Raw genomic sequence first — 22,525 nt, forward strand, 5'->3', positions numbered from 1 at the left:
CCCGTGCCGCCCCTCGCGCGCCTGATGCGCCGGATCGGCGTCGAGGCCGTCCCGCACCCGACCCTCCGCGGGATCGCCCTGCTCGCCGCCGGGGTCGCCGCGTTCGCGGGCGCCTTCATCGCGGGGCGGCGCGAGTTCGTCTTCATCGGCGTCGCGCTCCTCGCGCTCCCGCTGCTCGCCGCCGTCTGGCTCGTGATCGCGCGGGTGCGGCTGCACGTCGAGCGCACCTTCACCTCCGAGGTCGTCGAGTCCGGCACGGCGACGACCGTCACCGTCTCCGTCGCGAACGCGGGCAGCATGCCGACGCCACGCTCGTGGGTGCTCGACCTGGTGCCCGGATCCGACGGTGCGATGCCGCCCGCCGAGCTGCCGTCGCTCCGGGGACTCGCGCGCGGATCCCGCCGCTCCACCGCCCGGCCCGTCCTCCGCTACGACCTCACGCCCGAGCGCCGCGGCGTCCACGAGGTGGGCCCGCTCGCGGTCGAGGAGCACGACCCCTTCCGCCTGATGGGGCTGCGGCACGTCGCGGGCGGCACGTCGCGCCTCGTCGTGACGCCGCGCCTCGCCGACCTCGAGGCCGAGCCCGGCGGCCAGGTGTCGTCCGAGGGCGAGTCCGAGCGCGTGCAGCGCCGTGCCGACGGCGGCGAGGACGACCTCGGCACGCGCGAATACCGGGCGGGGGATCCGCTCCGCCGCGTGCACTGGCGCGCCACCGCCCGGCACGGCGAGCTCATGGTGCGGCAGGAGGAGCAGCGGTCGAGCCCGCGCTCGCTCGTGCTCCTCGACACGCGTGCTGCCGGATACCCGCCGCACGACGACGACGGGGACGGCGACCGGGCGTTCGAGCGCGCGGTGGCGTTCGCGGCGTCCGTGGCCGTGCACCTGCAGCGCGGGGGATACGCGGTGCACCTGATCGAGACGGCCGCGGGATCCGACCGGCAGGCGCCCGTCGCCGCCCGACCCGGCGACGCCGCGGCCGAGGGGGACCTGCTCCTCCACCTCGCCGAGGTGCGCCCGGCCGCGGTCGACGCCGACCGCGACGGCGTGCAGGAGGCCCTGTCCGACCTGCGCCGCAGCCGCCGCGCGGTCCCGATCCACGCCGTCCTCGGCCACCTCGACGAGCACGAGGCGCGCCGGCTCGCCGGCTTCGGCGCCGCCTGTCGCCCCGCGGTCGCGTTCCTCGCGCACCCGGGCCGCGTCGACGGCCGCGACGACCGCGAGGCCCTCCGGATCCTCCGCGAGGCCGGCTGGCGAACGGTCGTCCTCGGCGACGGCACGCGGCCCGCCGACGCGTGGCGCGCCGCCCGCGCCGAGGAGATGGCCCGATGACCGACCTCGACGCCGTCGGCCTCGGGGGCCGCGAGCACTGGACGCTCGAGCCGCGCCCGCTGCCGGGGGAGCGTGCGGGCGGGCCCGGCGGACGCGGACGCGGAGACGGATCCGGATCCGGCCGCCGTGGCCGCGGGTCGGGTTCCGGGCGCGCCGCCGCCCGCTGGCCGCTCACCGCCGCGCTGGGCGTCGCCCTGCTGGCGGGGGCCGCCAGCCTCCACCTGCTCGTCGAGCCGGGGGCCTGGTTCCTGCTCTGCATTGTGGTCGTCGCCGCGGTGCTCGGATCCGCCGCGCTGCTGCGCTCCGTCGGCGTGCCGCGCCTGTTGGCCTCGGCGGGCGGCCTCGTCCTCCTCGTGCTCCTCGTCACCCTCGTGTTCGCGGGCCGCACCGCGGTGCTGGGCGTGATCCCCACCCCGGAGACCGTCCGCACCCTCCTCGCGGTCGGCGAGCAGGCGGGCGAGGAGATCTACCGGAGGTCGGCGCCCGTGCCCCCGCTGGCCTCCATCGTCTTCGTGATCGTTGCCGCGATCGGCGCCCTGGCCGTCGTGCTCGACGTGCTCGCCCACGCGCTCCGCCTCCCGGCCGTGACCGGGCTCCCGCTCCTCGTGCTCGTCTCCGTGCCCGGCGCCGTGCTGGTGGGCGAGTTCTCCGTCGCCTCCTTCGCCGTCACGGCGCTCGCGTGGTTCGCGGTGCTCGCCGCCGACGCGCGCGAGACCGACGGCGAGGGCGGGTGGCGCGGATCCGGCCTCCTCGGCATCGCGGCCCCGCTGCCTGGACCCGCCCGGTCCTCGCCAGGCGGACGGGCGGGATCCGCGCGCACGACGCTCGCCTCCGCGGGCGCGCTCGCGGGCGGCGCGGTCGTCCTCTCCCTCGTCGCGCCGGCGATCGTCCCGGGCCTCACGTCGGCGACGTTCCCCACCGCGTCCGGCTCCGGCCAGGGCGGCTCGCGCGTCGTCAACCCGATCCTCGACCTCGGCGACGACCTCCGCCGACCCGTCGACGTCGAGGCGCTCCGCTACTCGACCGCGTCCCGCACGCCGCTCTACTTCAAGGTCACGACGCTCTCGCGCTTCGAGGGCGACGAGTGGGCGCCGTCGCCGCTGCGCCCGCCGGACGGGAACACCGTCGACGCGATCGGGCCGGACCTCGGCGCCGGATCCGACGTGCCGGCCGAGGAGGTCGAGGCGCGCGTGCAGGTCGAGGGCTCCTCGAGCGCGTGGCTCCCCGCGCCCTACGCGCCCCGCAGCGTCACCGGGCTCGACGGCTCGTGGCGCTGGTCGGAGCAGGGCCTCGCGATCCGCTCGTCCGACTCGGACAGCCGCGACCAGAGCTACACCGTGATGAGCGAGCTGCCGCGCCCCGAGCGCGCGCAGCTGGAGGCCGTCGCGCCCGCGACCGACGACGACCTCCAGCCGTACCTGCAGATCCCCAGCGGCACCCCCGGCATCGTCGCCTCGACGACCGCGGACGTCCTCGCCGGCATCGACTCGCCCTACGACCAGGCGCTCGCGCTCCAGGAGTTCTTCACGGGCGGGAAGTTCCGCTACTCGGAGGACGCGCCCGTCCAGCAGGGCTACGACGGCAGCGGCGTCGACGTGGTGGGGGAGTTCCTCCGGGTGCGCTCCGGGTACTGCGTGCACTTCGCGTCGGCCATGGCGATCATGGCGCGCGAGGCGGGCATCCCGTCGCGCGTGGCCGTGGGGTACCTCCCGGGCGATCAGGTGGGGCGCAACGGCGACCTCATCACCTACCGCGTCGGATCCCACGACCTGCACTCCTGGCCCGAGCTGTACTTCTCCGGCATCGGCTGGATCGCCTTCGAGCCCACGCCGGGCCGCGGCCAGGCCGCGCCCTACGCCCAGCCGTCCGCGGCGCCGACCACCGCGCCCACGCCGTTCGCGACGCCGAGCGCGCCGACCGAGGCCACGCCGACCGCGACGCCCGCCCCCACCGCATCGGCCGCGCCCGGCGCGAGCGGCGGCACGGGCGTCCGGATCCCGTGGGCGGCCCTCGGCACGGCCGCCCTCGTCCTCCTCGTGCTCGTCCTCCTCGCCGCCCCCGCACTCCTGCGCCGCGCCCGCCGCTCCGGCCGGCTGCGCGCGCTCGAGGCCGGCGACGCCCCGGCGGGCACGGCCTGGCGCGAGGTGGAGGACCAGGCGGTCGACCTGGGGATCCGCGTGCCGGACACCGAGTCGCCGCGCGAGCTCGGCCGGCGCCTCCAGGGCGACGACCCGTCCCTCGCCGACCCGGTCGCCCTCCTGGTCACGGCGCGCGAGCGGGAGCGCTTCGCCCGCGCCGACGCGCCGGTGGACGCCGCGGCCGGCGCCGCGCAGTCGGCCGCGCTCGTCGCGCTCGGCGACGCGCTGCGCGCTCGGGCGGGACGCGCCGACCGGATCCTCGCGCTCGTCGCGCCGCGCTCGCTCGTCCGCCGCCGCCCGCGGTCCGACGACGGCCGGGTCGACGGGGACGCGGGCGGGCCGCCGGCGTCGGACGCCCCTCGTACACTCGGGGGATGACCGGATCCGACGCCGCGCTCGCGGGCGTCGTGGGCGGCCGCACCGCGGGCGTGCTGCAGAAGGCGTTCGGCCTGCGCACGGTCGCCGACCTCCTCGAGCACCTCCCGCGCCGCTACGCCCGCCGCGGCGAGCTCACCGCCCTCGCCGAGCTGCCGGTCGACCAGCAGGCCACCATCGTCGCCGAGGTGCGCGAGGTGCGCGAGCGCCCCATGCGGGCCCGGCGCGGCAGCATCCTCGAGGTGCGGATCACCGACGGCCGCGGCTTCCTCACCCTCACCTTCTTCAACCAGGCCTGGCGCGCCAAGGACCTCGTGCCCGGCGTCCGCGGCATCTTCGCGGGCAAGGTCAGCGACTACCGCGGCGCGCTCCAGCTCGCCCACCCCGACTACGAGCTCTTCGACGCGCACGAGGGCCCGGCGCTCTCGGGCGGCGAGCCCGACGCGGCCGCGCGCCGCTGGGCCGAGATGCCCATCCCGATCTACCCGGCCACCGCCTCGATGGCGAGCTGGCAGGTCGCGAAGTCCGTGGAGCTGGCGCTCGACGCGGTCGAGGACCTCGAGGATCCCGTCCCCGCCGACGTGCGCGCCGAGCGCGGCCTCCTCCCGTACCGGGAGGCGCTCGAGGGCGTGCACCGTCCCGAGAAGGACGTCGACTGGAAGCGGGGCCGCGACGCGCTCCGCTTCCAGGAGGCGTTCGTGCTGCAGACCGCGCTGCTGCAGCGGCGGCAGGCGGCGCGCGCGCTGCCGGCGACCCCGCGGATCCCGACCCCGGGCGGCCACCTCGACCGGCTCGACGCGCAGCTGCCCTTCGAGCTGACGGGCGACCAGCGGCTCGTCGGCGAGGAGATCGCGACCGACATGGCCCGCACCTGGCCGATGAACCGGCTCGTGCAGGGCGAGGTCGGCTCCGGCAAGACGCTCGTGGCGCTCCGGGCGATGCTCGCGGTCGCCGACTCCGGCGGCCAGTCCGCGCTCCTCGCGCCCACGGAGGTGCTCGCGAGCCAGCACCTCCGCTCGCTCACGGCGTCGCTCGGGCCCGATCTCGCGGCGGAGCTGATGCCCACTCTGCTCACCGGCCAGCTGTCGACGGCGGAGCGCAAGCGCGCGCTGCTGCGCATCGTCAGCGGGCAGGCGCGCATCGTCGTGGGCACGCACGCGCTCCTCGGCGAGCGCGTCGAGTTCCTCGACCTCGGCCTCGTCGTGGTCGACGAGCAGCACCGGTTCGGGGTGGACCAGCGCGAGGCGCTGCGGCGGAAGGGCGGCACCCCGCCGCACGTGCTCGTGCTCACGGCCACGCCGATCCCGCGCACGGTCGCGATGACGGTGTTCGGCGACCTCGACGTGTCGACCATCGCCGAGCTGCCGAGCGGGCGCCAGCCCATCGAGTCGTTCGTCGTCCCGCTGCACGAGCACCCGGGATGGATCGAGCGGGTGTGGGAGCGCACGGCCGAGGAGATCGACAAGGGGCGCCAGGCCTTCGTCGTGTGCCCGGCGATCGACCCGCAGGATCCGGAGGCCGAGGACGAGGACGCCGGCGAGGGAGCGGACGACGCGCCCACCCGGCCGTCGCTCGCCACCGTCACCGAGGTCGACGCGCTCCTCGCGGCGCACCCGCGCCTCGGATCTGTCCGCCGCGCCGTGCTGCACGGCCGCATGACGGGGGAGGAGAAGGACCGCGTCATGCGCGCGTTCTCCGCGGGCGACATCGACCTGATCGTGGCCACGACCGTCATCGAGGTGGGCGTCGACGTGCCGAACGCGTCGACCATGGTGATCCTCGACGCCGACCGCTTCGGCGTCTCCCAGCTGCACCAGCTCCGCGGCCGCGTGGGTCGCGGCGGCGTGCCCGGCCTCTGCCTCATGGTCACGCTCGCCGAGCCCGAGACCGTGGCGCGCGAGCGGGTGGACGCCGTCGCCGCGACCCTCGACGGCTTCGAGCTGGCGCGCGTCGACCTCGAGCTCCGCCGCGAGGGCAACGTCCTCGGCACGAACCAGTCGGGCGGCCGCTCGTCGCTCCGGCTGCTGCGGGTCGCGCAGGACGGCGACCTCATCGAGTCCGCGCGCGAGCACGCGCACGACGTGCTCGAGGCCTCGCCCGGCCTCGAGGGCCACCCCGCGCTCGCCCGCGCGCTCGCCCGCCGGCTCGACGACGAGGAGCGCGCCTTCCTCGACAAGAACTGACCGGGCGAGAGCAGCCCTAGGCTGGCGGGATGCAGCGGATCGCCGTCGTCCCCGGATCGTTCGACCCCGTCACGCTCGGGCATCTCGACGTGATCCGCCGGGCCGCCCGCCTCTACGACGAGCTCGTCGTCCTGGTCGTGCACAACCCCGGCAAGACGCCGATGCTGCCGCTCGAGGAGCGCGTGGCCCTCATCGAGCGCGTCATCCGCGAGGCCGGCCTCCCCGCATCCGTCCGCGTCGACTCGTGGGGTGCGGGCCTCCTCGTCGACTACTGCCGGCGGATCGGCGCGTCCGTTCTCGTGAAGGGCGTCCGCTCGCAGCTCGACGTGACATACGAGACGCCCATGGCGCTCGTCAACCGCGACCTGGCCGACGTCGAGACCGTGCTGCTGCTGCCGGATCCCGCGCATGCGCACGTGTCCAGCTCGCTCGTGCGCCAGGTCGAGGCGCTCGGCGGAGACGTCGCGCCGTACGTGCCGGCGGCCGTGGCGGAGGCGCTGGCCGTCCGGCGCGCCGGCTGACGCCCCGTAGGATCTACGGGTGTCCAGGTTCCAGAAGACCCCATTCACGGTGCACGTCCACGACATCGTGCACCGGCCCGGGGAGATGCGCGAGCTCGACCTGACCATCGTCACCCCCGAGCGCATGGGGGAGGGCCTCATCGCCGTCCCCGCCGGCCGGGAGGTGCGCGTCACCGTGCGCCTCGAGTCGCTGCACGACGGCATCCTGGCCACCGGCGAGGTCGACACGGTGGCCGACGGGCAGTCCGCGCGCACCCTCGCCGACATGCAGGAGCGTGTCCAGGTCGATTTCGCCGAGCTATTCGCGTACAGTGTTGATGAAGCTTTCGACTACCAGGTCCAAGACGAGCACGTGGACCTGGAGCCGGTCATCCGGGATGCGGTGGTGTTGTCACTGCCGTTCCAGCCCGAAGTGCCGGGCGAGGACCTCGATCTCGATCTGGGTCCCGGCATCAGCCTGGTCCTGGCGGACTCCGACCCGGAGCCCGTGATCGATCAGCGCTGGGCAGCCCTGTCCGGCTTCCGAGCTTCCGAAGACAGCGGTGCGGCGCGTGAAGACGCCGACACCGAAACGCAGAGAGATGAGAGTTAGCCATGGCTGTACCCAAGAGGAAGATGTCCCGATCCAACACGCGTGCGCGTCGCTCGCAGTGGAAGGCCGAGGCTCCCACGCTCATCAAGACCATCGAGAACGGCAAGGTCGTCTACTCCATGCCGCACCGCGCCCGCGTGATCGAGGACGCCGCCGGCACGCCCCTGTACATGGAGTACAAGGGCCGCAAGGTCGCCGACGTCTAGTCGCGACCCGCGCAGCACGTCGGACATGACCGACACCCCGGGATCCCGCGTCCACGGCGACCGCGACGCGCTCCGGCGCCTTCTCGCCGTGGACGTGAGCCCCGAGCTCCTCGAGCTCGCGCTCACCCACCGCTCGTACGCGTACGAGCACGGCGGCATCCCGCACAACGAGCGCCTCGAGTTCCTCGGCGACTCCATCCTCGGGCAGGCCGTCACGGTCATGCTCTACCTCGAGAACCCCGACCTCGACGAGGGCGAGCTCGCCAAGCGGCGCGCCAGCCTCGTCTCGAGCGTCGCCCTCGCGGAGGTCGCCACGCGCATCGGGCTCGGCGAGCACCTGCTGCTCGGCCGCGGCGAGGAGCTCACCGGCGGCCGCGCCAAGTCGTCGATCCTCGCCGACACGGTCGAGGCCATCATCGGCGCCTGCTACCTCGACGCCGGGGGAGAGGCCGCGACCGGCCTCGTGCTGCGCCTCATCGCGCCGCTCCTCGAGGACCCCGCGCGCTTCGGCGCCGCGATGGACCCGAAGACTGCGCTCCAGGAGAGCGCCGCGCGCCAGGGTCTCCCCGCGCCGGCGTACGACGTGAGCGACAGCGGACCCGACCACAGCAAGCGCTTCCACGCCGTCGTCACCGTGGGCTCCACCGTGCGGACGACGGGCGAGGGATCCAGCAAGAAGCAGGCCGAGATGACGGCCGCGCTCGAGGCGTGGACGCGCCTCGAGGCGCGCACCACGGCCTGACCCGCGGTGCCCGAGCTCCCCGAGGTCGAGGTCGTCCGCGCCGGCCTCGAACCGGCCGTCAGCGGAGCGCGCATCACGGGGGTCGAGATCCTCGACGCGCGCTCCCTCAAGCGGCACGACCCGATCGAGGGCGCGTTCGTCGACCTGCTGGTCGGCCGCGTGATCACGTCGGCCGTCCGCCGCGGCAAGTTCATGTGGCTGCCGCTCGAGCCCGACGCCGGACGCGACGGGACGGGACCGCGCGCGCTCGTCACCCACCTCGGCATGAGCGGGCAGGTGCTCCTCCGCGAGCCCGGCTCCGACCCGGAGGGCCTGCTGCGGATCCGCATGGGCATCGAGCATCCCGTCCACGGCGAGCTCGTGGTCGCCTTCGTCGACCAGCGGATCTTCGGCTCGATGGCCGTCGACCGCCTCGTCGCCACTCCAGACGGGCACGCGGGCGGACGCGGATCCGCCGCCGCCCTCGTGCCGACGCAGGTCGCCCACATCGCGCGGGACCCCCTCGACCCGGCGTTCGACGACGAACTGCTGCTCGACCGGCTCGGGCGCCGCCGAACGGGGATCAAGCGCGCGCTGCTCGACCAGACGCTCGTGAGCGGCATCGGCAACATCTACGCGGACGAGGCGCTGTGGGCCGCGCGGATCCACTACGCGCTGTCGACGGACCAGCTCGGCCGGGGGCGCGCCCTGCGGCTGCTCGCCGAGGTGCGGACCGTGCTGGCCCGGGCATTGGCCGAGGGCGGGACGAGCTTCGACGCGCAGTACGTCAACGTCAACGGCGCGTCCGGCTACTTCTCGCACTCGCTGAACGCCTACGGGCAGCAGGGCAAGCCCTGCCCGCGCTGCGGCACGCCCATCGTGCGCGAGGCCTTCATGAACCGCGGCTCGCACCTGTGCCCGCACTGCCAAGTGCTGCCGGATCCGGACACGGCGGCCGCCTGACCCTCAGCGACCTGCGTCGACCTCCCGCAGCCAGCTCCCGCTCGTCGCGACGTGCCGGAAGCCGAGCGCCTCGTTGACGCGGAGCATCGGCCGATTCTCGTCGGCGTTCCAGGTGACGACGCGGTCCGCCTCGGGAGCCTCGCGCGTCAGGAGCCGCAGGTTCTCGACCTTGAGGAGCATGCCGAGCCGGTGGCCGCGGTGCTCCGCGAGCACGAGCGTGTCCTGCTGGTAGGTGTGCGCGTGGCCGTCGGAGCGGCGGCCGCTGGGGGAGACGGCGATCTCCGTGAAGCCGACGAGACGGCCCGTCGCCACGTGCAGGGCCGCCGTGATGAGGCCCGTGCGGCCCGCGGCGGCGCGGCGGGCCTCGGCCCCGCGGATCCGGGCGCCGTTCCATGCGTCCTCGACCTGCGGGAGGTCGCCGGGCGGAGCATCGGTCGACATGCGCGTGTGCAGCACGGCGAGGTCGTCGAGCAGGTGCTCCGGCGTGGCGTCCACCCACGAGACGACGCGGTAGGCGTCCCCGGCGGCGCGCCGTGCGTCGGCGAGGTGGGCGTCGAGCGTCGGGGCCGCGGCGACCGTGTCGAGGGAGCTCGTCCGCGCGGTCTGGCCGAGGCGGTAGCCGGCGTCGACGACGAAGCGGGACGACGGGTCGTCCGCCCCGACCGCGCCGATCCCCGTGGGCGAGGGGATGGGCGTGCCGTTCGCCTCGGTGCGGTGCATCGTGGCTCCCGTGAGAGTCCTGCAGCCCTCGTCGACGGCGATCCGCTCGACGCGCTCCCGCAGCGCCCGGCCGATCCCGCGGCGCCGATGCTCGGGCAGCACGGACACCGCCACGTCGGAGGTCGTCGGGTCGGCGAGCCAGGTGGTGAGGAGCCCGCGACCGACGATCCGGCCGTCCACGCGTGCCGCGAAGAGGCGCTTCCGCACGTGCGCGACGTCGGCGTAGTCGGGGATCAGCTCCTGGGGGAGCCACACGAACGCGTCGTGGCCGAGGTCGTGCGACTGCGCGCGGTTGATCACGTCGGTCAGGGCGACGAAGTCGTCCCAGCCCTCCGCGCCCACCGCGACGGGCGGGCGGACCTCCTCGACGGCGGGCGGGCGGGCGTCGTCGGCGTGCGGCATGGTCGGCTCCCTCGTCGGCGCGCGCCGACGGGCTCGGGCCGCGCCCTCCCACGGTAGCGGCGACCCGTCCGCCCGGCCGTCCGCGCGCGGCTTCCGGCAACCGCCCGCGCGTCCGGTACCGTGATCGAGACCATCACGCGAGGAGGGCGACGGGCGTGCACCTGAAGAGCCTGACCCTCAAGGGGTTCAAGTCGTTCGCGCAGCCGACCACGTTCCAGTTCGAGACCGGGGTCACCTGCGTCGTCGGCCCGAACGGATCCGGCAAGTCGAACGTCGTCGACGCCCTCGCCTGGGTCATGGGCGAGCAGGGCGCCAAGACGCTCCGCGGCGGCAAGATGGAGGACGTCATCTTCGCCGGAACCTCGACGCGCGGGCCGCTCGGCCGCGCGGAGGTCACGCTGACGATCGACAACGCCGACGGCGCGCTGCCCATCGACTACACCGAGGTCGCGATCCGCCGCACGCTCTTCCGCAACGGCGGCAGCGAGTACGCCATCAACGGCACGTCCTGCCGGCTCCTCGACGTGCAGGAGCTCCTGAGCGACTCCGGCCTCGGCCGCGAGATGCACGTCATCGTCGGCCAGGGCCGGCTCGACAACGTGCTCCGCGCGACGCCCGAGGAGCGGCGCGGCTTCATCGAGGAGGCCGCGGGGATCCTCAAGCACCGCCGCCGCAAGGAGCGCACCCTCCGCAAGCTCGAGGGCATGCAGGCGAACCTGACGCGCCTCAACGACCTGGCGAGGGAGATCCGGCGCCAGCTGAAGCCCCTCGGCCGGCAGGCGGAGGTCGCTCGGCAGGCGCAGACCGTGGCCGCCGTCGTCCGGGATGCGCGCGCGCGGCTCGTGGCCGACGAGGTCGTGACCCTCCGGCGCGCGCTCGCGGAGCACACGCGCACCGAGGAGGAGCGCACGACCGAGCGCATGGTGCTGCAGGAGAAGCTCGACCGCGCGGTCATCCGCTCCGAGCGCATCGTCGAGGAGCAGGAGGGCGACGAGGTCGACGGCGCCCGGCGCACGGCCTTCGCGCTGGAGCAGGTGCAGGAGCGCCTGCGGAACCTGCTCTCCCTGGCGCAGCAGCGGATGGCGCTCCTCGGATCCGCCGACGACGCGCCCGAGACGACCGCCGGCACCACGCCGGCGCAGGTCCAGGAGTCCCGGGACGAGGCCGAGCGGCTCGTCGCCCTCATCGCCGAGGCGGAGGCTGGCTGGGCGTCCGCGCGCCAGACGACCGCGGCGGCGCGGCAGGCGCTCGACGCGCTCGACGAGGAGATCCAGGCCCAGAGCGCGCTCGTCTCCCGGCACGACCTCGAGATCGCCGGGCTCACGGGCCGGGCGGAGACCGCGGGGTCCAAGCTCGCGGCCGTCCGCGGCGAGGTGCTCCGCCAGCAGAACGCGCTCGACGCGGCGCGCGCCCGGCTGACCGCCGCCGAGGCCGAGCGGGAGCGCGGCGAGGCGGAGGGCGAGGCCGACGAGCAGGGCGGATCCGAGCTGACACGCGCCTACGAGGACGCGCAGGCCGACGTGGCCAGCGAGGAGTCCGCGATCGAGGCCGTGCGCGAGGAGCTGCACGCGAAGGAGCGCGAGCGCGACGCCCTGGCCGCGCGCGAGCAGGCCCTGGCGAGCGCGCTCGACCAGCGCGACGGATCCAGCGACCTCGTCGCCGCGGGCCTGCCCGGCATCCGCGGCCTCCTCGCCGAGCACGTGCACGTGCAGCCGGGATACGAGGCCGCCGTCGCGGCGGCGCTCGGCTCGCTCGCCGACGCGGTGCTCGCCGAGACGCACGACGACGCCGTGGCCGCGCTCCGCCGCGCGGTCGACGACGACCTGGGGCGCGTCGAGGTGGTCGTCGCCGGCTCCGCCGACGCGCAGGCCGCGGTCGCGTCGTCCGCCGGGCCCGTCGCCGCGGCCTCCGTGGTCGACGCGCCCGACGGCGTGCGGCGGATCCTCGCTGGCGTCGTGTTCGTCGACGACCTCGCGCAGGCCGTCGCCCTCGTGGACGGACCGGATGCGCCCGCCACGGCGATCACCAGCGCGGGCGAGGTCGTGTCGCCGCACATGCTGCGCGGCGGATCCGGCGCCACGCGCTCGAAGCTGGAGCTCGTCGCCGCGCGCGAGGCCGCCGCGACCACCCTCACCGGCGTCCGCGCCCGCATCGACGACCTCCAGGTGGACCTCGCGGCCGGGCGGGAGCGCCTGCGCGCCGCCCGCGAGCGCGCGTCCGCCGCGCTCGGCGGCCTCCGCGAGGCCGATGCGCGCCTGGCCGCCCACGCCGAGCGCCTCAGCCGCTCGCGCGCCCAGGCGGAGTCCGCCGCGGCCGAGCTCGCCCGCGTGCAGCGCGGCCTGGATCTCGCGAGCGCCTCCGTGGACGAGGCCGTCGCCGCGAACGACGCCGCCCGTCGCGCGCTCGACGAGGCGCGGTCCCGCCCGCGTCCCGTGCTCGACGCGAGCGGCCGCGACGCGCTCGTCGCCGAGTGGGAGGCCGCGCGCGAAGCGGAGATCGAGGCCCGCCTCCAGGTCGAGACCGCGCGCGAGCGCGTCCGGGCGGAGCAGGAGCGCACGGTCGCGCTCGAGCGCCGCCTCGCCGCGGAGCGCGCCGCCGCCGAGGAGGCCGCGCGACGCCAGGTGATCCGCCGCCGTCAGATCGCCCGCGCCGCGTCCGTCGCCGACGCCCTGCCCGCCGTCGTGCGCGCCGCCGACCGCAGCACCGCCGAGGCGCGTCTCGTCCTCGCCCGCGCCGAGGAGGCGAGGGCCGGCCGCAACGCCGAGCTGGTCGCGCTCCGCCGCGAGGAAGCCGAGCTGCGCACGCGGCTGCACGGCATCACCGAGGACGTGCACGGCCTCGAGCTGCAGATCTACGAGAAGCGCCTGCAGGTCTCCCAGCTCCTCGAGCGCGCCGCGAGCGAGCTCGGCCTGGGGGAGGAGGTGCTCGTCGCCGAGTACGGACCCGACGTGCCCGTCCCCGAGGAGGCGCCGCTGCCGCCGCCGCAGCGCCCGCGCGCCGCCGCCGAGGGCCCCGATGCGGATCCCGAGGGGGACGAGCCGCGCGACGGCGACGCCGCGGACTACGACGTCCCCGGCGACGCTCCCGCGGATCCGGCCGACGACGACGATGCCGACGAGGCGCCCGTCCCCACCCGCCCCTTCGACCGCGAGGAGCAGCGCGCCCGCCTCCAGCAGGCGGAGCGGAAGCTCGCCCAGCTCGGCCGCGTGAACCCGCTCGCCCTCGAGGAGTTCGCCGCGCTCGAGCAGCGCCACCTCTTCCTCACCGAGCAGCTCGCCGACCTGACCGCGACACGGAAGGACCTGCTCACGATCATCGACGACATCGACCGCACCATGCAGGGCGTCTTCGCCGCCGCGTTCGAGGACACCCGCCAGGCGTTCGACCGCGTCTTCCCGATCCTGTTCCCGGGCGGCACGGGCAGCATCCACCTCACGGATCCCGAGCAGCTGCTCACGACGGGCATCGAGGTGAGCGTCCGCCCCGCGGGCAAGCGCATCGAGCGCCTGTCCCTGCTCTCCGGCGGGGAGCGCTCGCTCGCCGCCGTCGCCCTGCTCATCGCGATCTTCACCGCGAGGCCGAGCCCGTTTTACATCATGGACGAGGTGGAGGCGGCCCTCGACGACGCCAACCTCGGCCGCCTGCTCACGATCCTCGAGCAGCTCCGCGACACGTCGCAGCTCATCGTGATCACGCACCAGAAGCGCACGATGGAGATCGCCGACGCGCTGTACGGCGTCTCGATGCGGCAGGACGGGGTGAGCGCGGTCGTCGGCCAGCGCGTCAGCCGTGACGCCCGCCCCGACCCGGCGACCGATCCCGGGCCGGACGCGACGGCGGGGTCCGCGCCCGAGCCCGCCCCCGAGGAGCAGGCCGCCTCCTGACCCGCGGCTACGCTGGGCACATGGCAGCCCGCACCCCCTGGTCCCTCTCCGGCGCGCTCCGCGGGATGTTCGCGAAGCCGACGATCGACGAGACCACGTGGGACGACCTCGAGACCGCGCTCATCACCGCGGACTTCGGGCCCGACGTCACCGAGGCCACCATCGACGACCTCCGCCAGAAGGTCGAGCGCTACCGCACGACCGACCCGGGCGACCTCCAGCGCATGCTCCGCGAGAGCATCGAGGAGCGCCTGGCGAAGCACGACCCGACGCTGAAGCTCAGCGCGCGCCCCGCCGTGATCCTCGTGGTCGGGGTGAACGGCGTCGGCAAGACCACCACCATCGGCAAGTTCGCGAAGTTCCTCCGCAACTACGGCCGCACGGTCGTCGTCGGCGCGGCGGACACCTTCCGCGCGGCCGCCGTCGACCAGCTCGCCACGTGGGCCGAGCGCGCCGGGGCCGAGATCGTGCGCCCGCAGCAGCCCGGGCAGGATCCCGCGAGCGTCGCCTTCCAGACCGTCGAGCACGCGATGCGCACGGGCACCGAGATGGTGATCATCGACACGGCCGGCCGCCTGCACACCAAGGGCGGCCTCATGGACGAGCTGTCGAAGATCCGCCGCGTCGTGGAGAAGCAGTCGCCCATCGCCGAGGTGCTGCTCGTACTCGACGCGACGACCGGCCAGAACGGGCTCGCGCAGGCGCAGGCGTTCATCGAGCACGGCGGCGTCACGGGCCTCGTCATCACGAAGCTCGACGGATCCGCCAAGGGCGGCTTCATCCTCAACGTGCAGGAGCGCACGGGCATCCCCATCAAGCTCATCGGCCAGGGCGAGGGCATCGGCGACCTCACCGGCTTCACCCCCCACGTGTTCGCGCAGAACCTGGTCGGCTGACCCGGGCGCTGGCCCGACGCCCGTCCGGCGGCGGTTAAGCTGGACTCACCATGGCTACCTTCGGAACACTCTCGGACCGCCTCGCCGAGACCTTCAAGAACCTGCGCGGCAAGGGCAAGCTCAGCGCCGCGGACGTCGACGGCACCGTCCGCGAGATCCGCCGCGCGCTGCTCGAGGCCGACGTCGCGCTCGACGTCGTCAAGTCGTTCACCGCGTCCGTCCGCGAGCGCGCGCTCGGCGGCGAGGTCAGCCAGGCGCTGAACCCCGCCCAGCAGGTCGTGCAGATCGTCAACGAGGAGCTCATCGGGATCCTCGGCGGCCAGCAGCGCCGCATCACCTTCGCCAAGAGGCCGCCGACGGTCATCATGCTCGCCGGCCTCCAGGGAGCGGGCAAGACGACCCTCGCGGGCAAGCTCGGCAAGTGGCTCGCGAAGGACGGCCACACGCCGATGCTCGTCGCGGCCGACCTCCAGCGCCCCAACGCCGTGCAGCAGCTGCAGGTCGTCGGCGAGCAGGCCGGCGTCCCCGTGTTCGCGCCCGAGCCCGGCAACGGGAAGGGCAACCCCGTGCGCGTCGCCAAGGACGCGATGAAGCACGCGGTCGACAAGCAGTACAGCGTCGTCATCATCGACACGGCCGGCCGCCTCGGCGTCGACCAGGAGCTGATGAAGCAGGCCTCCGACATCCGCAAGGCCACCGACCCGGACGAGGTCCTCTTCGTCATCGACGCCATGATCGGCCAGGACGCGGTCGCGACCGCGAAGGCCTTCCAGGACGGCGTCGACTTCACGGGCGTCGTGCTCTCCAAGCTCGACGGCGACGCGCGCGGAGGAGCGGCCCTCTCGGTCGCCTCCGTCACCGGCCGGCCGATCATGTTCGCCTCCACGGGCGAGGGCCTCGACGACTTCGAGCCCTTCCACCCCGACCGCATGGCGAGCCGCATCCTCGACCTCGGCGACATCCTCACCCTCATCGAGCAGGCCCAGCAGGCCTTCGACGAGGAGGAGGCGATGGAGGTCGCCCAGAAGCTCGCGAGCGACACCTTCACGCTCGACGACTTCCTCAAGCAGATGCAGCAGCTCCGCGGCAAGGGCTCCCTCAAGAAGATGATGGGCATGCTCCCCGGCATGGGCGCTATGAAGGAGCAGCTGGAGAACTTCGACGAGAAGGAGATCGTCCGCACGGAGGCGATCATCCAGTCGATGACGAAGGCCGAGCGCCAGAACCCGAAGCTCCTCAACGGATCTCGCCGCCTCCGCATCGCCCGCGGATCCGGCATGACCGTCACCGACGTCAACGGCCTCGTGCAGCGCTTCGAGCAGGCCTCGAAGATGATGCGCACGGTCGCGCGCGGCGGCATGCCGCAGATCCCCGGCATGGGCCCGATGCCCGGCGCGCACTCCAGCCGCAAGCCCGTGCAGCAGAAGAAGAAGGGCTCGAAGTCGGGCAACCCGGCCAAGCGCGCGCAGGAGAACGCGGCGCTCGCGTCGGGCCAGCGCATCGGCGGACCCGCGGCCCCCGCCGGGTCGGGCTTCGGCCTCGCCGGGGCGGCCAAGGGCGGCGCGAACGGCGCCCCGAGCGAGGAGGAGCTCGCCTCGCTGCAGAAGTTCCTCGGCCGCTGACCCGGTCGACCCGCACGCTCCACGACGGCGCCCTCCCCACCGGGAGGGCGCCGTCCGCGCATCCCTCGACGCGCGGGTCGCGACGTGCCACCGTGGGGTCGTGCATCGCGGCACCCCGTCGCGGTCCCGGCGTCAGGAGCTCCCCGTGTTCGCACCCGTCACCGCCTTCAGCGGGTTCAGCGTCGACGACGTCCCCGCCGCGCTCGCGTTCTACCGGGACACGCTCGGCCTCGAGGTCGAGGAGGTGCCCGAGATGGGGATGCTGCGGCTCGTGCTCCCGGGCTCCGGCGCGCGGGTGCTCGTCTACCCGAAGCCCGGGCACCAGCCAGCGACCTTCACGGTCCTCAACCTCGAGGTGGACGACGTCGAGCAGGCGGTCGCCGAGCTGAACGCGCGCGGCGTCGACACGGCCATCTTCGACGGGATGCCCACGGACGCGCGCGGCGTCATGCGCGGCGACGGCCCCGACATCGCCTGGTTCCGCGATCCGTCGGGCAACGTGCTCTCCGTCGTCGCGGCCTGAGGCCCGGGGTCAGCGCGAGCAGCGCCCGGAGTCCACCGGGGTCGTCGCGCCGGCTTGCTGCAGCACGGGCGCGATCTCGTCGAGCGTCATCGCGTAGCCCGTCTGCGAGTCGATCGTCGAGGTCGCGAAGACGAGGCCGACCACGCGCCCCTGCGCGTCAAACAGCGCGCCGCCCGAGTCGCCCGGCCGGACCGTGCCGCGGACCGAGTAGACCTCGCGCGTGACGGGCTGCTCGTGCTGGATGTCGGTGCCAATCGCCTCGACCACCTCGCGTATCCTCGCGCCGGTGGCCTGGTAGGGCCCTCCGCCCGGGTAGCCGGCGACGACGGCCCCGTCGGAGCCGGCGAGCTCCGCTCCGAGCGCGAGCGGAGCGGCGGTGAGGCCGGGCACGGCGAGGATCGCGACGTCGCGCGCGGGGTCGAACACCACGAGGTCGGCCTTCAGCAGCTGGCCGGTGCCGCCCTGCTGCACGTACACCTCGTCGGACCCGGTGACCACGTGCGCGTTCGTCACGACGCGGTTGCCCTGCACGACCCAGCCGCTCCCGGACGACGAGGTGCCGCAGGCCGGCGCCGACGAGAGGATCTTCACCACGCTCGCCGCGGAGCGGCGGACGGCGTCGGGCACGTCCGCGTCGGGCTCAGCCGTGTCGGCGATGGCCCCCTCGCCGTTCGCGAAGACGCGCGGGTAGCCGACGTCGTGGAGCGCGTCGTCGAGCGCGGAGAGCGCGGTGCCGCTCGAGATCGGGCTGACCCGGTCGAGCGCCTGGAGGACGCGCGACGACGACGCGAGCTGCACCGCGGGGATCACGCCGCTGGATCCGAGGAAGCCGCCGATGAACCAGACCGAGACGGCCCACGCCGCGAGCCCGGCGACCGCGCCGATCCCGCGGTCGAGCCCCCGCGCGGCGCCGCGCGGACGCAGGAGGCGCGTGAGGACGCTGGCGACCTGCGCGAGGATCCCGCTCACGAGCGACGTGGTGACGAGCATGAGCAGCGCGGCCGCCAGGGTGCGTGTGATCCCGGTGGCCACGCCGAACTGGTCGAGCAGCGCGAGGAAGGCCGGCGTGATCCACAGCGCGAGCAGGACGCCCAGCACGATGCCTGCGAGCCCGGCGACGGTCACGATGGCCCCGCGGCGCCAGCCGGCGAGGGCCGCGAGCACGGCGATGACGAGGATGACGATGTCGACGGCGGGGCTCACCTGCACAGTCTGCCCCGGGTCACCGGCCCAATCCTGAGCGCAGCTCCTCGACGAGGTGCGTGACCACGGGGGCGAGCGCGCCGTCGTTGTCCTCGGCGACGCGGAGCTGCCGCTGGTAGCTCGCGCCGCGGTCGACGATGTCGAGGATCCCGCGCAGCTCCGCCTCGCAGCCGAGCTCGTCGGCGACGGGGGAGAGGTGCTCCACGAGCGCCCGGGTGTCGTCCCCGACGAGGGCCTCCTCGCCCGCGGCGTCCTGGATGATGATGGCGTCCATCCCGTAGCGGGCCGCGCGCCACTTGTTCTCGCGCACGAACCACGGCTGCATCCGGGGCAGCTCCTCGCCGCGGTCGAGCGCCGCCGACATGTCGTGCACCAGGCACTGCACGAGCGCCGCGAGCGACGCGATCTCGCCGAGCGTCGAGACGCCGTCGAACACGCGCGTCTCGAGGGTCCCCCACTTGGGCGCCGGCCGGATGTCCCAGCGCAGCTCGCTGTGGTGGTCGATGACGCCGACGTGCGTCATGTCGCCGACGAGCCGCTCGTAGTCGGCCCACGTCGTGAGGTCGGGCGGCAGCCCCGCAGTAGGCAGCTGCTGGAACATGAGCGCCCGGTTCGACGCGTAGCCCGTCTCCTGCCCGGACCAGAACGGGCTCGACGCGCTGAGCGCCTGGAACCGGGGGAGGTGCACCAGCAGCGCGTTGAGGATCGGGAGCGCCTTCGCCCCGTCGTCGATCCCGACGTGCACGTGGACGCCCCAGATCATCATCTGCCGGCCCCACCACCTGGTGCGGTCGAGGAGGGTGGCGTAGCGCGCGTTGTCGGGCGTCACGTCCTGGTCGGGCCACGCGCTGAAGGGGTGCGTGCCCGCGCACATGAGGTCGATGCCGAGCGGATCCGCGACGTCCATGACGCGCTCGATGAGCCGCGCGAGGTCGTCCACGGCGTGCCCCACGCGGGCGTGCGGCGCGCTGACGACCTCGACCGTGTTGGTGAGGAACTCCCCGGTCACGTGCGGGTGCGCGTCGTCGTGGGGGAAGGAGCGGAGGATCTCCGGCGCGACGCCCGCGAGCTCCCCGGAGCCCCCGTCGACGCACGCGAGCTCCCACTCGATCCCGACGCGGGACGGGGGCTGCCGGGCGAAGTCGATCTGCATGCGGGTCCTGCCGTCCACGGGGTCTCGGGGCGCATGCGCCGGGTGTCGTCCGATCATGCCACGCACCCCGCGGGGCGGCCGGGCGATGACGCCGTGCGGCGCGCCCACGACGGGGGTCCCGGCCCGGCCCGGCGTCTGCCATAATGATCTGTCGAGTCCGCGATCGTCCGACCCTCTAATCAGGCGCCGCGAGACCCCATCGAACCAATGCCGAGTGTGCCCCCACGCTCACGGCCGTCAGTTCACCCCACACAAAAGAAATTCAGGAGAATTGTGGCTGTCAAGATCCGTCTGAAGCGCCTGGGCAAGATCCGCGCGCCGTACTACCGCATCGTCGTCGCCGACTCGCGCACCAAGCGCGACGGCCGCGTCATCGAGGAGATCGGCAAGTACCACCCCACCGAGGAGCCCTCGTTCATCGAGGTCCAGTCGGAGCGGGCGCAGTACTGGCTCTCCGTGGGCGCCCAGCCCACCGAGCAGGTCGAGGCGCTCCTCAAGCTCACGGGCGACTGGGGTCGCTTCAAGGGCGACAAGGACGCCGTCTCCACCGTCCGCACCCGCGAGGCGAAGCCCGCCTACGTCGCGGACGAGAAGAAGAAGCCGGTCCTCAAGCCGAAGACCGAGAAGGCCGCACCCGCGCCCGAGGCCGCCGCGCCCGAGGCCGAGTCGACCGAGGAGCAGGCCTAGCCCATGCTCGCTCCCGCGCTCGCTCATCTGGTCAAGGGCATCGTCGAGCACCCGGACGACGTCTCCGTGACGAGCAAGGGATCCCCCCGCGGCGAGGTCCTCGAGGTGCGCGTGCACCCCGAGGACCTCGGCCGGGTCATCGGCCGAGCGGGCCGCACCGCGAAGGCCCTCCGGACGCTCGTCTCGGCTCTCGCCGACGGCCAGCGCGTCCGCGTCGATGTGGTGGACACCGATTCCTGAGGACATCGTCCGTGACCCCGCGGCGTTCCGCGTGGGCCGGCTGACCAAGGCGCACGGGCTCAAGGGCGCCGTGAAGCTCGAGCTGTTCACGGACGACCCCGACAAGCGGTTCGTCCCGGGCGCCGAGTTCTCGCTCCAGGTCCCGGACACGTCCCCGTGGCACGGACGCTCCCTCACGCTCACCGAGCTCCGCTGGTACAACAGCCACCCCGTCGGCTTCTTCGAGGGCGTCGCCGATCGCACGGCCGCCGAGTCGCTCGCCAAGGCCATCCTTTGGATGACGCCGCCGGCCGACGAGCCCGCCGAGCCCGACGCCTGGTACGACCACCAGCTCGTCGGCCTGAAGGTCCTCCGCGACGGCGTCGAGGTCGGCACCGTCTCGCTCGTGGACCACTTCCCGGCGCAGGACCTGCTCCACGTCGACACGCCCACAGGCACCGTGCTCGTCCCGTTCGTGCAGGCCATCGTCCCGTCCGTGGACGTGGAGGCCGGCACCCTCGTCGTCACGCCGCCGCTCGGCCTCTTCGAGGACATCCCCGAGGAGCAGCCGGCACCCGCCGCGGCCGCGACGTCCGACGCCGAGGCCGATCCCGCCCCCGAGGGCGATGACGGCCGCTGACATGCGGATCGACATCGTCTCGATCTTCCCCGAGTTCTTCGGGGTGCTCGATATCTCCCTCCTGGGACGCGCGCGCCAGTCGGGCCTCATCGACCTCCGCGTCCACGACCTGCGCGCGTTCACGCACGACCGCCACCGCACGGTCGACGACACCCCCTACGGTGGCGGCGCCGGCATGGTCATGCGCCCGGAGCCCTGGGGCGAGGCCATGGACGAGGTGCTCGCCGACGGCACGGATCCGGTCGTCATCTTCCCCTCGCCCGCGGGCGAGGTCTTCACGCAGGCCATGGCGCAGGAGCTCTCCGTCGAGCCCCACCTGGTTTTCGGCTGCGGCCGCTATGAGGGCATCGACCAGCGCGTCGTCGACCACACGGCCGCGCGTGCGCGGGTCCGCCTGGTGAGCCTCGGCGACTACGTGCTGAACGGCGGCGAGGTCGCCGTGATGGCGATGATCGAGGCCGTCGGCCGGCTCGTGCCCGGCGTCGTCGGCAACCCCGCGAGCCTCGTCGAGGAGAGCCACTCCGACGGCCTGCTCGAGCACCCCAGCTACACGAAGCCGCCCGAGTGGCGGGGCCTGGCCGTCCCCGACGTGCTGCGCAGCGGCGACCACGGGGCGATCGCCGCGTGGCGGCGCGAGCAGCAGCTCGAGCGCACGCGCCGGGTCCGTCCGGACCTGCTGCCCGAGTAGGTCGGCTGCGCGCCGGTCCGTCCGGGCGTCAGGAGCGCGCGGTGAGGATGAGCGGGCCGGACTCCGTGATGGCGACCGTGTGCTCCATGTGCGCGCCGCGCGAGCCGTCGGCGCTCCGGAGGGTCCAGCCGTCCTTGTCCGTGTAGATCTCGTCGGTGCTCTGCAGGAACCACGGCTCGATCGCGATGACCAGCCCGGGCCGCAGCGGCACGCCGCGGTTCGGCCGGCCCTGGTTCGCGATGTGCGGGTCGCCGTGCATGGTGCGCCCGACGCCGTGACCGCCGAAGTCGGTGTTGACCGAGTAGCCGGCCTCGATCGCGACGGCGCCGATCGCCGCCGAGATGTCGCCCGTGCGCCCGCCCGGCTGCGCCGCCCGGATGCCCGCCTCGAGGGCCGCGGTCGTCACCTCGATGAGGCGCACGTCCTCCTCGCGGGGTGTGCCGACGATCACGCTGACGGCCGAGTCGCTGACCCAGCCGTCGACGGACGCCGCGAAGTCGAGGCTCAGGAGGTCGCCGTCCTGCAGCCGGTAGTCGTGGGGGAGACCGTGCAGCACGCCGTCGTTGACGGACGTGCAGAGCACCTTGCCGAAGGGCATGGCGCCGAAGGACGGGTGGTAGTCGATGTAGCAGGACTCGGCACCTCGCGCGCGGATCATGCGGTGCGCCTCGCGGTCGAGGTCGAGCAGGTTGACGCCTACCGCGGCCTTGGCGGCCAGGGCGGTGAGCACGGAGGCCACGAACTCCCCGGCGGGTCGCATCTGGTCCATCTCGGCGGGGGTTCGCAGTTCCATCACGCGAAGGATCCTACGGGAGCCGGGCCCCGGCCTTCCCGAGGCGCCCAGGGTCCGCTCGTACCAT

Annotated in this window: 20 protein-coding genes; 16 read left to right on the top strand and 4 right to left on the bottom strand. The window is 74.2% G+C overall.

The genetic code is table 11. The features are described 5' to 3' along the window. The first annotated feature begins 3 nt into the window (after positions 1-3). The 8 genes from CMN_RS06485 to mutM are packed head-to-tail and all read left to right on the top strand — an operon-like array spanning position 4 to position 9,028. Positions 4-1,329, top strand: a complete 1,326-nt coding sequence (locus CMN_RS06485; protein ID WP_227077764.1) for a DUF58 domain-containing protein — start codon at positions 4-6, stop codon at positions 1,327-1,329. Next, positions 1,326-3,845, top strand: a complete 2,520-nt coding sequence (locus tag CMN_RS06490; RefSeq protein ID WP_015490041.1) for a transglutaminase TgpA family protein — start codon at positions 1,326-1,328, stop codon at positions 3,843-3,845. Before CMN_RS06485 ends, CMN_RS06490 begins: the two co-directional genes overlap by 4 nt. Then, the gene (locus tag CMN_RS06495) at positions 3,842-6,025 is read left to right on the top strand and encodes an ATP-dependent DNA helicase RecG (RefSeq protein ID WP_015490042.1); all 2,184 of its coding nucleotides are present in this window, start codon (positions 3,842-3,844) and stop codon (positions 6,023-6,025) included. The genes CMN_RS06490 and CMN_RS06495 overlap by 4 nt, the downstream gene beginning before the upstream one ends. A gap of 29 nt (positions 6,026-6,054) precedes the next feature. Then, the gene (gene coaD, locus CMN_RS06500; protein WP_015490043.1) at positions 6,055-6,546 is read left to right on the top strand and encodes a pantetheine-phosphate adenylyltransferase; all 492 of its coding nucleotides are present in this window, start codon (positions 6,055-6,057) and stop codon (positions 6,544-6,546) included. Between the two features lie 19 nt (positions 6,547-6,565). Further along, a complete protein-coding gene (locus tag CMN_RS06505; protein ID WP_015490044.1) occupies positions 6,566-7,138 on the top strand; it encodes a YceD family protein in 573 nt (190 codons plus the stop codon). A 2-nt stretch (positions 7,139-7,140) separates the two neighbouring features. Next, positions 7,141-7,344, top strand: coding sequence for a 50S ribosomal protein L32 (gene rpmF, locus CMN_RS06510; protein WP_015490045.1), 204 nt, complete (start codon positions 7,141-7,143; stop codon positions 7,342-7,344). 25 nt (positions 7,345-7,369) lie between these two features. Beyond that, positions 7,370-8,086, top strand: a complete 717-nt coding sequence (gene rnc, locus CMN_RS06515; protein ID WP_015490046.1) for a ribonuclease III — start codon at positions 7,370-7,372, stop codon at positions 8,084-8,086. Between the two features lie 6 nt (positions 8,087-8,092). Beyond that, a complete protein-coding gene (mutM, locus tag CMN_RS06520; RefSeq protein ID WP_015490047.1) occupies positions 8,093-9,028 on the top strand; it encodes a bifunctional DNA-formamidopyrimidine glycosylase/DNA-(apurinic or apyrimidinic site) lyase in 936 nt (311 codons plus the stop codon). A 3-nt stretch (positions 9,029-9,031) separates the two neighbouring features. On the opposite strand, the gene CMN_RS06525 is transcribed toward mutM, so the two are convergent. Continuing rightward, positions 9,032-10,150, bottom strand: coding sequence for a GNAT family N-acetyltransferase (locus tag CMN_RS06525; RefSeq protein ID WP_015490048.1), 1,119 nt, complete (start codon positions 10,148-10,150; stop codon positions 9,032-9,034). Between the two features lie 155 nt (positions 10,151-10,305). Here CMN_RS06525 and CMN_RS06530 point away from each other — a divergent pair, with 155 nt between their 5' ends. The 4 genes from CMN_RS06530 (at position 10,306) to CMN_RS06545 (ending at position 17,075) form a co-directional block, all read left to right on the top strand. Then, entirely contained in the window at positions 10,306-14,034 is a 3,729-nt protein-coding gene (locus CMN_RS06530; protein ID WP_015490049.1) for an AAA family ATPase, read from the top strand. A 20-nt stretch (positions 14,035-14,054) separates the two neighbouring features. Next, positions 14,055-14,930, top strand: a complete 876-nt coding sequence (gene ftsY / locus CMN_RS06535) for a signal recognition particle-docking protein FtsY (RefSeq protein WP_015490050.1) — start codon at positions 14,055-14,057, stop codon at positions 14,928-14,930. A 50-nt stretch (positions 14,931-14,980) separates the two neighbouring features. After that, positions 14,981-16,552, top strand: a complete 1,572-nt coding sequence (gene ffh / locus CMN_RS06540; RefSeq protein ID WP_015490051.1) for a signal recognition particle protein — start codon at positions 14,981-14,983, stop codon at positions 16,550-16,552. Between the two features lie 145 nt (positions 16,553-16,697). Further along, positions 16,698-17,075, top strand: coding sequence for a VOC family protein (locus CMN_RS06545; protein ID WP_015490052.1), 378 nt, complete (start codon positions 16,698-16,700; stop codon positions 17,073-17,075). A gap of 9 nt (positions 17,076-17,084) precedes the next feature. Here the strand turns inward: CMN_RS06545 and CMN_RS06550 are convergent, their stop codons facing one another. Continuing rightward, positions 17,085-18,278 carry a MarP family serine protease gene (locus tag CMN_RS06550; protein ID WP_227077765.1) on the bottom strand — a complete coding sequence of 398 codons (1,194 nt, stop codon included), beginning with the start codon at positions 18,276-18,278 and terminating at the stop codon, positions 17,085-17,087. A gap of 19 nt (positions 18,279-18,297) precedes the next feature. Then, complete coding sequence (locus CMN_RS06555; RefSeq protein ID WP_041465254.1) at positions 18,298-19,431, bottom strand: glutamate--cysteine ligase; 1,134 nt, start codon at positions 19,429-19,431, stop codon at positions 18,298-18,300. A gap of 273 nt (positions 19,432-19,704) precedes the next feature. On the opposite strand from CMN_RS06555, the gene rpsP reads away from it, so the two are divergent. Genes rpsP through trmD form a run of 4 tightly spaced genes read left to right on the top strand, consistent with a single transcriptional unit; the run spans position 19,705 to position 21,665 of the window. After that, positions 19,705-20,118, top strand: coding sequence for a 30S ribosomal protein S16 (gene rpsP / locus CMN_RS06560; protein ID WP_015490055.1), 414 nt, complete (start codon positions 19,705-19,707; stop codon positions 20,116-20,118). Between the two features lie 3 nt (positions 20,119-20,121). Then, positions 20,122-20,358: an RNA-binding protein gene (locus CMN_RS06565; protein ID WP_012038054.1), complete on the top strand. Its 237-nt coding sequence runs from the start codon at positions 20,122-20,124 to the stop codon at positions 20,356-20,358. Then, positions 20,336-20,977 (top strand): ribosome maturation factor RimM, encoded by a 642-nt coding sequence (gene rimM, locus CMN_RS06570; protein WP_015490056.1) that lies wholly within the window; start codon positions 20,336-20,338, stop codon positions 20,975-20,977. Before CMN_RS06565 ends, rimM begins: the two co-directional genes overlap by 23 nt. Before the next feature lies 1 nt (position 20,978). After that, on the top strand, positions 20,979-21,665 hold the full coding sequence (trmD, locus tag CMN_RS06575) for a tRNA (guanosine(37)-N1)-methyltransferase TrmD (RefSeq protein ID WP_015490057.1): 687 nt from the start codon (positions 20,979-20,981) through the stop codon (positions 21,663-21,665). A gap of 28 nt (positions 21,666-21,693) precedes the next feature. Here trmD and map read toward each other — a convergent pair whose 3' ends face one another. Then, entirely contained in the window at positions 21,694-22,461 is a 768-nt protein-coding gene (map, locus tag CMN_RS06580) for a type I methionyl aminopeptidase (RefSeq protein WP_041465255.1), read from the bottom strand. Between the last annotated feature and the right edge of the window lie 64 nt (positions 22,462-22,525).

Origin of the sequence: Clavibacter nebraskensis NCPPB 2581 (assembly GCF_000355695.1) — a bacterium.
In the GTDB taxonomy this organism is placed as follows: Bacteria; Actinomycetota; Actinomycetes; order Actinomycetales; family Microbacteriaceae; genus Clavibacter; species Clavibacter nebraskensis.